Here is a 12,592-nt window from a genome sequence, read left to right on the forward strand (position 1 = left end):
ACAAGCGAAGCGCAGATCCGGGACCCATAGCCACAGGGAGACGGTTGGCGAAGACTCGGAGTGACCCGTTCGCTCTACGACCACTGCCTGGGAGTATGGGTCCCGGGTTCGCTTCGCGCCCCGGGACGACAGTGGGGTGCATGGCAGCGCTACCGCTCCTTACACAAACGGTCGTCTCACCCGTAAACGAACGCCTTGTCATCCAGATCCGTCTTCGGGATCTCGTCCTTTTCGGTCCAGTAGTCCTGGCTGTGCTGCCATTCCGGCTTGTCGCCACGCTTGGGCAGCAGGTTCATGTCGCGCATGATGTAGCCGGGGTTGAAGTTCTCCGGATCGATCCAGGGCATGATCGGCATATTGTGGTCTTCGGGACGCAACTCGACTCCGACCTTCTTCACACCCTTGGCCTTCATGTGCCGGAGCAGACGGCAGACGAAGTCCGCAACGAGGTCGACGCGCAGCGTCCAGCTGGCACGGAAATAGCCGAACACCCAGACCATGTTCGGAACGCCCGTGAACATCATGCCGCGATAGGTGACGGTGTCGCCGAAGGCGAGCGGCTTGCCGTCGATCTCGAAGGCGATGTCGCCCAGCGCTGAGAGATTGAAGCCGGTCGCGGTGACGATGACGTCTGCCTCGAGCAGCTTGCCGGATTTCAGCTGGATGCCGTTCTCGACGAAACACTCGATCTCGTCGGTGACGACGGAGGCCTTGCCGCTGGCAATGCCCTTGAACAGATCGGCATCCGGGACGAAGGCGATGCGCTGCCGCCACGGTCGGTAGGTCGGCGTGAAATGCGTCTCGACGTCGTAATCCGGACCGAGCACCGCGCTGATCTGGCCGATCAGCTCCTTCCTCACCTGCTCCGGCTTGGACAGGCAGAGTTTTGTGAACGCGTCCTGCTCGAACAGGATCTTGCGACGGACGATCTCGTGGATCCACTCCTCGTCGACCTGAAGCCGGCGTAACTCCTCGGCGATCTCGATGGCGTTGCGGCCGAGACGGAAATAGGTCGGCGAGCGCTGGAGCATGGTGACATGCGAACACTTGTCCGCGATGTTGGGCACCAGCGTCGCAGCGGTTGCGCCCGAACCGATCACGACGACCTTCTTGTTCGCGAGATCAATATCGTCGGGCCAGGTCTGCGGATGAACGATGCGGCCCTTGAAACGGTCCGTGCCCTTCCATTCCGGCGTGTAGCCTTCGGAATGGCGATAATAGCCCTGGCACATCCAGAGGAAGTTCGCGGTGAAGGTCCTTGCTTCACCGGTGTCGGTTACGACCGCCTCGATGGTCCAGAGGTTCTGCTCGCTCGACCAGCTCGCCGAGTTGATCTTGTGCTTGTAACGGATGTGGCGGGCGATATCGTTGTCGTCGATCACCTCGTTCATGTAAGCGAGGATTTCCTCGGCCGTTGCGATCGGCGGCCCAACCCAGGGCTTGAAACTATAGCCGAAGGTATGGAGATCGCTGTCCGACCGGATGCCGGGATAACGATGCGTGCTCCAGGTTCCGCCGAACGTCGCCTGCGTTTCCAGGATGACGTAGCTCGTGCCCGGAAGCTGCTTGTTGATGTGGTAGGCGCTGCCGATGCCGGAGATGCCGGCGCCGACGATCAGCACGTCGAAATGTTCAGAAGCCTGTTTGGCCGTGGCGTGACTGCGAACAGCGACATTCATTGTTGCTTTTTGCCTTGCTTGTTTTTGTGGCCGCCCTTGACCGGACAGCGCGTTTCCTCCGCGACGGGCATGGTGGCCCATCGCGCTTCCGCATTAAAATGACATAGATCAATTCGCGATCAAAGCGCCGCGCCCCAGCTTCGCGCGGTCTGCAATATCCAGTCGCGATAGAGCGTGAGCGGCGTGACGCCGGTCAATCCGCCGCAACCGTCGCCGGCGTTCGGGCCCGTCGCCCAGCTGATGACACCCACAAGCACGGCACCATTCGGCTTGTCCTCGAATACGGGACCGCCGGAATCACCGGTACAGGCGCCAATTCCCTCGCGAACTCCGTTGGTTACAGGATCGACCAACCTGATCTGAAGCGTGCCGGGCTGGCCCGTGGCGACGAGGCCGGCGACGCGCGTGGCGCCTCCGCTCCTGCCATCACCGCGCACGGTGACGCCGGTCCCGGCAATGACGAAGCGGCTGCCGACCTGGATCGGACTATTCGGCGCGCCGACCGGCACCGTCGATTTTCCCTTGAGTGGAATTTCCAGTTGCAATAACGCCACGTCCGCGCCGGCGCGATGCACCTGTGCCTTGTAGCCCGGATGAATCGCGATGGTGCGCACGTTCAGCAATTGTGGCGCACCGCCGCCGCTGCGATCGACGATCTTGTAGTCCGCGCCTGACGGCACGCAGTGGGCGCCCGTCAACACGACCTTCGGCGCAATCAGGCTGCCGGTGCAGGAATTTCCGCGCGAGCCGACAATGGTGACGACCGCGCGCGCGACACCATCGGTCTGCGGCGTGCCGCCACCGACGATGGCATGAGCCGGTGTCGCGAGCAGCAGCGCGGCTATGGCGAAAGTGGCAGGCTTCTTCATGGGAACACATTTCGGCATCGGTGACGGCGAGAATTTGCTTCAGACTGGCTCTTGCCGATAGCGCATGCTAGCGCTCTTGGAAAGGAATTGACGAGGGCGGAATAGTGGCAATCGAGGCTGTGATCTTTGATTTTGGCGGCGTGCTGACGAGTTCGCCGTTCGAGGCTTTCGCGCGGTATGAGACCGAACGCGGCCTGCCCGTCGACATCATCCGGCGTACCAATGCCGCCAATCATCTGGAAAATGCCTGGGCCAAATTCGAGCGCGCCGAGGTCGACATCGAAACTTTCGATAAGCTGTTCGCCGGGGAATCGCGCGCACTCGGCGCGGAGGTCCGCGGCCGCGACGTGCTGCCGCTACTCCGGGGCGATCTGCGGCCCGAGATGGTCGAGGCGCTGAAGCGCATCAAGGCGCAGTTCAAGACCGGCTGCATCACCAACAACCTGCCCGCCAACGCGATCGGCAGTGCGACCGGGCGCTCGCTTTATGTCGCCGAGGTGATGGTGCTGTTCGACCACGTCATCGAGTCCGCGAAGATCGGCCTGCGCAAGCCCGACCCGCGCATCTACCAGCTGATGGTCGAGACGCTGAAGGTCGATCCGAACAACTGCGTCTATCTCGACGATCTCGGCGTCAATTTGAAGCCCGCGCGCGAGATGGGCATGACCACGATCAAGGTGGCGAGCGGCGCGCAGGCGATCGCAGAGCTCGAGGCGGCGACTGGGTTGAAGCTGGGGTAGTCCATCCTTCGTCATTGCGAGCGCAGCGAAGCAATCCAGAGACTTTCCGCGGAGGGATTCTGGATTGCTTCGCTGCGCTCGCAATGACGGCTATGGAACGATCTTGCCTGGCTAGCTAACTACTCCGCCGCAGCGGCGATCCGCTCCGGAAACGCCGCCGCGAGCGAGGCACGATCCGGCTTCAACACACCACGCTCTGTGATGAGCCCCGTCACGAGCCGCGCCGGGGTGACATCGAACGCATAATTCGCGACCGGCGAGCCCTCGGGCACGATGCGCACCGTCTCCAGCCGGCCGTCCGCGGTGCGGCCGGTCATGTCGGTGACTTCAGTGCCGCTGCGCTGCTCGATCGGGATATCGCGGATGCCGTCATCCACGGCGAAATCGATCGTCGGCGACGGCAGCGCGACGTAGAACGGCACGCCGTTGTCGTGCGCGGCGAGCGCCTTCAGATACGTTCCGATCTTGTTGCAGACGTCGCCATTGGCCGCGACGCGATCGGTGCCGACGATGGCGAGGTCAACCATGCCGTGTTGCATCAGGTGTCCGCCGGTATTGTCGGGGATCACCGTGTGCGGCACGCCGTGATGGCCGAGCTCCCAGGCGGTGAGCGAGGCGCCCTGGTTGCGCGGCCGGGTCTCGTCGACCCAGACATGGACCTTGATGCCGCGCTCATGCGCCAGATAGATCGGCGCCGTCGCCGTGCCCCAGTCGACGGTCGCCAGCCAGCCGGCATTGCAATGGGTCAGTACGTTGACCGTCTCGCCCGGCTTCTTCTTCGCAACGATCGCCTCGATCAGCTTCAGGCCGTTGCCGGCGATGCCGCGGTTGATCTCGACGTCCTGCTCGACGATCTCGTCGGCGCGCGCATAGGCCGCCTCGGCGCGTTCAACGGGATCAACCGGGGTAAGCGCCGCGCGCATCTCGTCGAGCGCCCATTTCAGATTGATCGCGGTCGGCCGCGCCACGACAAGCGTGTCGTAAGCGCGCTTCAGGCCGGCGTCGGAGGCGTCCTCGCGCATCGCCAGCGCCATGCCGTAGGCCGCGGTCGCACCAATCAGCGGCGCGCCGCGCACCAGCATGTCGCGGATCGCGACCGCGGCGTCTTCGCACGAGGTCAGCTTCGCGACGACAAACTCGTGCGGCAGCCGGCGTTGGTCGATCGCGCCGACCGACCAGCCGTCACGCTCGCGCCAGATGCTGCGGAAATGCTTGCCATCGACCTTCATGCCATTCTGCCTTTCGTATCACGCCCGCAGGATGCGCCCGGCCACCGCATCGAGCTTCTTCAGAAGCTCGGGGTCGCGCGCGTCGGGCGCCGTGATCAGCGCGGTGTCGAGCGCACGGTCCGAGCCGATCGGGCACGGCTCGTGCTCGCGCGGAAAGTCCTTCGCCAGCCGCGCCACCAGCGCCTTGGCCTTGTCGGCGTTCGAGGTCAGCACGCGGATGATGTCCTGCACGGTGACGGCGTCATGATCAGGATGCCAGCAGTCGAAATCCGTCACCATCGCGACGGTCGCGTAACAGATCTCGGCCTCGCGCGCGAGTTTCGCCTCGGGCATGTTGGTCATGCCGATCACGGAATAGCCCAGCGTCTTGTAAGTCATGCTTTCCGCATAGGTGGAGAATTGCGGCCCCTCCATGCAGACATAGGTGCCGCCGCGCGCGATCGCGAGCCCTTCGGCTTCAGCCGCTGCCGCGAGATGAATGCGCAAGCGCGGCGAGACCGGATGCGCCATCGACACATGCGCAACGCATCCCCTGCCGAAGAACGAGCTCTCGCGCTTGTGGGTTCGGTCGACGAACTGATCGACGAGGACGAAGGTGCCAGGCGGAATCTCCTCCTTGAAGGAACCGCAGGCGGACAGCGAGATCAGGTCGGTGACCCCGGCCCGCTTCAAGACGTCGATATTGGCGCGATAATTGATGTCGGACGGCGATAGCCGATGACCCTTGTCGTGCCGCGGCAGGAACACGATCGGCAAGCCGGAGATGGAGCCGCGCCGCAACGGTGCCGACGGCTCACCCCAGGGGCTCTTGATCACCTCTTCGCGTGCGTCCTCGAGACCCGGCAGATCATAGATGCCGGAACCGCCGATGATGCCCAGTACCGCCTTCGCCATGCCTGCTCCAACCTGTCCGCCACGCGCGACATGGTTAAGCTATGCCAGTTTCAGAGCGGTTTTGGAACGGGGGTGGCGGCGCGATGCCGGTGCTGTGAGGAGCGTGACCTTCACACTCGATGTCGTCCCTGCCAACGCAGGGACTTGTGCCGCAGGTTCTATCGATCTGGTCGGTCGTAATCCCGAACGACCGATCTTCGCCAAATTCCTCCCCGGGATTATGGGTCACTGCGTTCGCAGGAACGACGCCCGGGAGGTTGTGGCGCTTGACTAAGCCGCGTTCGCCGGCTGGAGTTGGGTCGAGACCATCCGCTCCAGCGTCTCGACGGACTGGAAATTCTCCGGCGTGATCTGGGTTTGCGGAATGGTGAAGTCGAACTCGGCTTCGACGCCGAGCATCAGATTGACCATGTCCATCGAGGTCAGGCCGGCATCCACGAGCTTCGTCGACGGCGTGACATCGACAGTGAGCGAATTCTGCTCGAGGATGCCCTTGACCAGCTTGATGATGCGATTGCGCACGTCGGTATCGAAAGCTTGCATCGGCGGATTCCAATCTGTCTAACTAAAGGCCGGGCCGGTTGCCGGATACGATGGGCGCAGCTGGCCGATCCCACAATGGGCGCCACCATTACTTCACGTTTCTTAGTAAACGATGACTCAGATCGTCCGGAATTCACCCCTCTTCCAGAACCCTAACGCGATCGTGGAAATTCGGGTGATGCAAACAACCGGACCTTAACTGTCCATCCGGAATTGGACTTTGTTTACCCTCTATTTCATCGACGAATTTGAATTAAATCCGTAGCCTCATCTCATAAGCAAAGAGGGTCGGAGGATCGCTTCAGCGGCATCGCGAATGATGGCCGGCGATCCTGAACGACAAACCGGAGGCGGACGAGCATGAACGTGCGTGAAGCAGTCCTCACTGTCGACGAAACGCAGACGAGCTTTCTCGAACAGGGTCCCTCCCTCATCGAGCGTGCCGCCCGAACCGCCGCCGCGGCGGCCACCGACGCAGACGGGGTCGATCGCGACGCCCGCTTCCCCCACAAGGCTTTCGACATTGCGCGCGAGCAGAAACTGCTCGGCGTCATGATCCCCGTCGAGTTCGGCGGCTTCGGCGCCTCGATCTACGACGTCACCGACATCTGCTACACGCTCGGGCGCGCCTGTGCCTCGACCGCGATGATCTACGCGATGCACACGACAAAGGTCGCCTGCGTCGTCCGGCACGGCCACGGCATCCCCTGGATGGAAACCATGATGCGCCGGGTCGCACGCGACCAGTGGCTGCTCGCCTCCTCCACCACCGAGGGCCAGAACGGCGGCAACATCCGCGCCAGCGCGGCGGCGGTCGACGTTGCCGGCGACACCGTCTCGCTGGTGCGCGACGCCACCGTGATCTCCTACGGCGCCCAGGCTGATGGTCTTGTTACCATCGCCCGCCGCGCCACCAACGCCGCAGCCTCCGACCAGGTGCTGCTGGCGCTCGCCAAGGACGATTATTCGCTGAAGCAGACGCAGGGCTGGGAAACGCTCGGCATGCGCGGCACCTGCTCGACCGGTTTCGAGCTGAAGGTCGACTGCCCCGCAGACCGCGTCTTTCCTGAGGCCTATGACAAGATCCACGCCCAGACGATGGCGCCGTTCGCGCATCTGTGCTGGTCGTCGGCCTGGGCCGGTATTGCCGCTGCCTCGGTCACGCGCGCGCAAGCCTTCGTCCGCAAGGCGGCGCGCACTTCCGGCGGCCAGATGCCGCCCGCTGCCGCCCACTTCACCGCCGCGAAAATGTCGCTGGCAAAACTCCGCGCGCTGATCGCAGCCAATGTCGATACCTTCGCTCGCGCCGAGCACGACGAGCGCGCGCTGGCCTCGCTCGACTTCCAGTCCTCGATCACGCTGTTGAAGGTGCAGGCCTCCGAGCTCGCGGTCGAGACCGTGATGCACGCGATGCGCACCGCCGGCCTGTCCGGCTACCGTAACGACGGCGAGTTCACCATGGGCCGCCACCTCCGCGACGTGCTGTCGTCGCCGATCATGATCAACAACGACCGCATCCTCGCCAACGCCGCGACCGCGACACTAATGAGCGGCGTACCGACCAGCCTTCGTGACTAATCAACAAGAACAATTTTTCAGATAGCAGGACATCGAACCATGAACATTGCCGTCCTCCCCGAATCGCCCGAAACCGCCCCTGAGATCATCGACCCGCTCGATCATCTCGCCGACAAGCTGTTCCACCCGATGGGCTCGGACGGCGTCTACGCCCGCACCGCGCTCTATGAAGGCGTCGTCGAGAAGCTCGCCGCGCTGATCACGGGACATCGCGAAGCCGGCACCGAAGTGATGCGCTTTCCGCCGGTGATGAGCCGCGCCCAGTTGGAGAAATCCGGCTACCTCAAGAGCTTTCCGAACCTGCTCGGCTGCGTTTGCGGCCTGCACGGCACCGAACGCGAAATCAACGCCGCGGTGAGCCGCTTCGATGCCGGCGGCGACTGGACCACATCGCTGTCGCCGGCCGACCTCGTGCTGTCCCCGGCCGCCTGCTACCCTGTCTATCCGATCGCGGCGAGCCGCGGCCAGCTGCCGAAGGGCGGCCTGCGCTTCGACGTTGCCGCCGACTGCTTCCGCCGCGAGCCGTCAAAGCACCTCGACCGGCTGCAATCGTTCCGGATGCGCGAATATGTCTGCATCGGCACGGCCGACGACGTCGCCGATTTCCGCGACCGCTGGATGGTGCGCGCACAGGCGATCGCCCGGGATCTCGGCCTGACCTTCCGGGTCGACTATGCCAGCGACCCCTTCTTCGGCCGCGTCGGCCAGATGAAGGCGGTGAGCCAGAAGCAGCAGCAGCTCAAGTTCGAACTGCTGATCCCGCTGCGCTCGGAAGAGCAGCCCACCGCGTGCATGAGCTTCAACTATCACCGGGAACATTTCGGCACGACCTGGGGCATCCAGGACGCCCACGGCGAACCCGCGCACACCGGTTGCGTCGCCTTCGGCATGGACCGCCTGGCCGTCGCCATGTTCCACACCCACGGCACCGATCTTTCCGCCTGGCCTGCCAAGGTGCGGGAGCTCATGGGCCTGCAGCCGCAAATCGCGGCCGATGCCCATGGCGAAGGCTGGCGTTAACTGAACTCACGAGGCTTACCATTTCCACGGGCAAGACGAGCGTGATCCACACCAAGGTCCGATGCCGCGAGATCACCGAAGCCGACGTCGAGAAGGTCGCCGACCTCCTGACGCGCGGCTTCGTCGGCCGCTCGCGGAACTATTGGATGCAGGGCCTGCGCCGGCAGGCCTTCCGGCCCGTTCCGGAAGGCTATCCGCGCTTCGGCTACATGCTCGACAATGACGGCGAGCCCGTCGGCGTGCTGCTGCTGATCTACACCACGCGGAAGCATGGCGAGGAAACTGCCATCCAGTGCAATCTGTCGAGCTGGTATGTCGATCCGGCCTACCGCAACTACGCTCCGTTTCTGACCAAAGTCGCGCAGCGGCACAAGAACGTCACCTATCTCAACATCAGTCCGGCGCCGTGGACCTGGCCGATCATCGAGGCCCAGGGCTTCCGCAACTACTGCCGCGGCATTTTCTTCTCCGTGCCTGCGCTGGCGCGCGCCCCGCGCTGGAGCAAGATCGAGGTCATCTCGCAGCACACCAAGACGATCGAGGGGCTGACCGACGCCGAGACCGAACTGCTCACCCGGCATGCCCGCTACAATTGCCTCAGCCTGGTCTGCCGCACGCCGAAGGGAACCTTCCCCTTCGTCCTGCAACCGGTGCGCATCCGCCGTGGCTTCATCGCGCCACCCGCGATGAAGCTGATCTACTGCCGTAGCGCTGCCGAATACACGGAGTGTGCGGGCCGTATCGGCCGGCTGCTGCTGCGCCTCGGCAAGATCTCGGTGGCGATCGATTCCAACGGCCCGGTTCCCGGCCTGGTCGGTATTTATACCGAGCGCCGTGGCCGCAAATATTTCAAGGGCCCGCACCGGCCGCAGCTCGGCGACCTCACCGACACCGAGCTCGTGCTGTACGGGCCGTAGCCCCCACCAGCTCCGTCGCCCTTGGAGGCTCCGCTTCGCTCCGTCGCCTCAGGGGGGCGGTACAGGATAACCTGCATATTATTTGATGCGCGTGCCGGCACACGCGTCTCTGCATCGCCAGTCACCCTCCGTAAACTACTGCGCTTAAGGGAATTTTCCCGCCTCTTCGCTACACTCGGTGGCTGAATTACGCTGCGTTAAGTCTATTGCCCCCGAGACCCCGTCGATCCCATGACGTCGATCTGCGACAACGAATCTGGTGCACGCCACGACGAGGGCCCGCAGGCCCTGGTCGGGCTGAGCCAGCTCGCGCTCGACCACATGGAGCAGGGCGTCTGTGTCTATGACGCCTCGAACCGGATCGTGCTGGTCAACCAGCGTTACCTCACGCTGTTCAACATGTCGGCCGAACTCGTGCGGGTCGGCACGAGATATCGCGACGTGCTCGCTCACAGCGTAGCGCTCGGCAACATCCAGGCAGCGGAAGTCGACGCGCTCTACGCCTCGCGGATCGCATTGATCGCGGCCGGAAAACCATTCCGGACGCGGCAGACCCTAGCGGGCGGCCTTGTCATAACGCTCGAGCTGAAGCCGCTTCCCGACGGCGGCTGGATGACGATCTGCGACGACGTCAGCCGCCTTGCCCGCCTCGAGACGGAGCTGCAACTTCAGACCGAGCGCAGCCAGCATGCGCTTGCGCACATGTCGCACGGCCTCATCATGTATGACGCCAACAGTCGTGTCGTCGTCTGCAACGAGCGATTCCTCCACTTCTACGACCTCGATCCCGACATCGTGAAACCGGGCGTCGCGCATCAAGACGTCGTCGAACACTGGATGTCGCGCGGCAACCTGCCGGGCATGCCGGAGAACGAATTCCAGGACCTCCGGGTCAGCGACGTCCGCACCCGAAATCCGAGGCCCATCCTGGTGACGAGGTTTGACGGCCGGAAGGTGCAGGCCATCTCCCGTTTCATGCCCGACGGCGGCTGGGTGACGGTGCACGAGGACGTCACGGAGCGGCTTCAGTACGAAGAAATGCTGAGGCAGCAGAACTTCATGCTCGACGCGGCGCTGGAGAACATGGCGCACGGGCTCGCATTCTACGACAGCGACATGCGGCTTCGGGTCTGCAATACCACCTACCGCAAGATCTATCGGCTGTCCCTGGATGAGACCAGGCCCGGCACGCATCTCTCCGAGCTGGTCGAGCGGTCGATCGCGAACGGCGCCTTCGCCACGGAATACAGCCCGCAACAGATTTTGGAAGCGGCCCGCGCGCGGATCGCAAGCCGCGACGATTCACCGATGCGCCGGCGCATGGTCAACAACACCGTGATCTCGGTGCGCTACTGCGCGCTCGCCGAAGGCGGCTTCGTCGCCACCTATGAGGACATCACCGAGCGCGAGCACGCGGTCGAGGAGCTGAGCGAGCAATATCGGCGCTTCGACGCCGCCCTGAACAACATGAGCCAGGGCCTGTGCATGCTCGATTCGAGCCTGCACGTGATCGTCTGCAACCGCCGTTACATCGAGATGTTTGGCCTGTCGCCCGATGTCGCGAAGCCCGGCGTCTCGATGCGAGAGATCATGGAGCATAGCTGCGACATCGGTATCCACGTGAATACCACAGGCGCCAGGCTCTATGCCGACTATGTCGAAAGGCTGCGCGAGGGCGAACACACGCTGCATCGTCACCTCAGCGACGGCCGCATCGTCAAGCTCAATCACAAGCGGATGGAGCATGGCGGCTGGGTCGTCACCTATGAGGATGTCACCGAGCGCCACAAGGCCCAGGCCCGCGTCGCGCATATGGCGCAGCACGATTCGCTCACCGATCTGCCGAACCGGACGCTGTTCCGCGAGAAGATGGGCGAGGGACTGAACCAGGTCGCGATCGCCGGCGGCGCGATGGCCGTGCTGTGCTTCGACCTCGACAATTTCAAGACCGTCAACGACCGCCTCGGCCACGCCGCCGGCGACCGCCTGCTGCGCTGGGTGGCGGCACGGCTGAAGGAGAATGTCGGTGAGCACGACACCGTCGCTCGCCTCGGCGGCGACGAATTCGCCGTTCTTCAGCGCGGACCGCAGCCGCAATCGGCGGAACGGCTCGCCCGTCGCCTGGTCGAGATCATCGGCCACCCGCCGCCGCTGGAAAGCCAGTCGATCCATGTCGGCGTCTCCGTCGGCATCGCGGTCGCGCCCGATCACGGGCTCGATGCCGACGAGCTGATGAAGTGCGCCGACCTTGCGCTATACCAGGCCAAGGCCAGGGGCCGCGGTGCCTATCAGCTGTTCGAGCCCGGGATGGAGGAAGAGGCGCGCAGCCGCCACGCGCTCGAGCACGATCTGCGCGGCGCCCTGGAAGCCAACGAATTCCACCTCGTGTTCCAGCCGCAGGTGCGGCTCGACACCACCGAGCTGACCGGCTTCGAGGCGCTGCTGCGCTGGAAGCATCCGTCGCGCGGCCTCGTCTCCCCTGCGGAATTCATTCCGCTCGCGGAAGAGAACGGGCTGATCGTTCCGATCGGCGAATGGGTGCTGCGCTCGGCCTGCGCCACGGCCGCTTCGTGGCCCAACGTCACGATCGCGGTCAATCTGTCGCCGGTGCAATTCCGCGCGCGCGGGCTGGTGGCGATGGTCACGAGCGCGCTTGCGGAAGCCGGCCTGCCGCCGCAACGGCTCGAGCTCGAGGTCACCGAGACGGCCCTGCTCGACGACAGCGAGGCGACGATCGAGATCCTGCATCAGCTCCGCGCGCTCGGCGTGCGCGTCAGCCTCGACGATTTCGGCGTCGGCTACTCCTCGCTGAGCTATCTGCGCAAGTTTCCGTTCGACCGCATCAAGATCGACCGCTCCTTCGTCGGTACGCTCGGCGAAAGCCCGGAGAGCGTCGCCATCGTCCGCACCATCGCCAGCCTCGGCTCCGTGCTCGGCGTCGAGACCACGGCGGAAGGCGTCGAGACGATCGAGCAACTCGACTTCGTCCGCGAATGCGGTTGCACTGCGGTGCAGGGATATTATTTCGGCAAGCCCTGCCCGGCAGCCGAGGTCGGACGCACCATCGAGACCCTGAACGCGGTTCGACGCGTGGCGTAAGCGCCTCCAAATTCCGCCTCTCGG

10 protein-coding genes are annotated in these 12,592 nt (G+C 64.1%); 5 read left to right on the forward strand and 5 right to left on the reverse strand.

The features are described 5' to 3' along the window. Positions 1–176: 176 nt before the first annotated feature. Together AB7532_RS34275 and AB7532_RS34280 are read right to left on the reverse strand one after the other, a co-directional pair. Positions 177–1,679 carry a flavin-containing monooxygenase gene (locus AB7532_RS34275; RefSeq protein WP_441239059.1) on the reverse strand — a complete coding sequence of 501 codons (1,503 nt, stop codon included), beginning with the start codon at positions 1,677–1,679 and terminating at the stop codon, positions 177–179. A gap of 119 nt (positions 1,680–1,798) precedes the next feature. Beyond that, positions 1,799–2,548, reverse strand: a complete 750-nt coding sequence (locus AB7532_RS34280; protein WP_441239060.1) for a S1 family peptidase — start codon at positions 2,546–2,548, stop codon at positions 1,799–1,801. A gap of 104 nt (positions 2,549–2,652) precedes the next feature. On the opposite strand from AB7532_RS34280, the gene AB7532_RS34285 reads away from it, so the two are divergent. Then, a complete protein-coding gene (locus tag AB7532_RS34285; protein ID WP_441239061.1) occupies positions 2,653–3,288 on the forward strand; it encodes an HAD-IA family hydrolase in 636 nt (211 codons plus the stop codon). Between the two features lie 119 nt (positions 3,289–3,407). On the opposite strand, the gene mtnA is transcribed toward AB7532_RS34285, so the two are convergent. From mtnA to AB7532_RS34300, 3 genes are all read right to left on the reverse strand, one after another. Continuing rightward, positions 3,408–4,517, reverse strand: a complete 1,110-nt coding sequence (gene mtnA, locus AB7532_RS34290; RefSeq protein WP_441239062.1) for an S-methyl-5-thioribose-1-phosphate isomerase — start codon at positions 4,515–4,517, stop codon at positions 3,408–3,410. A gap of 18 nt (positions 4,518–4,535) precedes the next feature. Next, positions 4,536–5,411 (reverse strand): S-methyl-5'-thioadenosine phosphorylase, encoded by an 876-nt coding sequence (locus AB7532_RS34295; protein WP_441239063.1) that lies wholly within the window; start codon positions 5,409–5,411, stop codon positions 4,536–4,538. A 270-nt stretch (positions 5,412–5,681) separates the two neighbouring features. Beyond that, positions 5,682–5,954 (reverse strand): phosphopantetheine-binding protein, encoded by a 273-nt coding sequence (locus AB7532_RS34300; RefSeq protein WP_441239064.1) that lies wholly within the window; start codon positions 5,952–5,954, stop codon positions 5,682–5,684. Positions 5,955–6,314: 360 nt separating this feature from the next. Between AB7532_RS34300 and AB7532_RS34305 the strand changes: the two genes are divergently transcribed. The 4 genes from AB7532_RS34305 to AB7532_RS34320 all read left to right on the forward strand — a co-directional run bounded on the left by AB7532_RS34305 (position 6,315) and on the right by AB7532_RS34320 (position 12,568). Continuing rightward, a complete protein-coding gene (locus AB7532_RS34305) occupies positions 6,315–7,532 on the forward strand; it encodes an acyl-CoA dehydrogenase family protein (RefSeq protein ID WP_441239065.1) in 1,218 nt (405 codons plus the stop codon). A gap of 39 nt (positions 7,533–7,571) precedes the next feature. Continuing rightward, positions 7,572–8,552, forward strand: a complete 981-nt coding sequence (locus AB7532_RS34310; RefSeq protein ID WP_441239066.1) for an amino acid--[acyl-carrier-protein] ligase — start codon at positions 7,572–7,574, stop codon at positions 8,550–8,552. 41 nt (positions 8,553–8,593) lie between these two features. Further along, on the forward strand, positions 8,594–9,469 hold the full coding sequence (locus AB7532_RS34315; RefSeq protein WP_441239067.1) for an acyl-CoA acyltransferase: 876 nt from the start codon (positions 8,594–8,596) through the stop codon (positions 9,467–9,469). A 231-nt stretch (positions 9,470–9,700) separates the two neighbouring features. Beyond that, on the forward strand, positions 9,701–12,568 hold the full coding sequence (locus AB7532_RS34320; protein WP_441239068.1) for a PAS-domain containing protein: 2,868 nt from the start codon (positions 9,701–9,703) through the stop codon (positions 12,566–12,568). The last annotated feature ends 24 nt before the right edge of the window (positions 12,569–12,592 follow it).

The organism is Bradyrhizobium sp. 930_D9_N1_4, assembly GCF_052076015.1.
Taxonomy (GTDB): Bacteria; Pseudomonadota; Alphaproteobacteria; order Rhizobiales; family Xanthobacteraceae; genus Bradyrhizobium.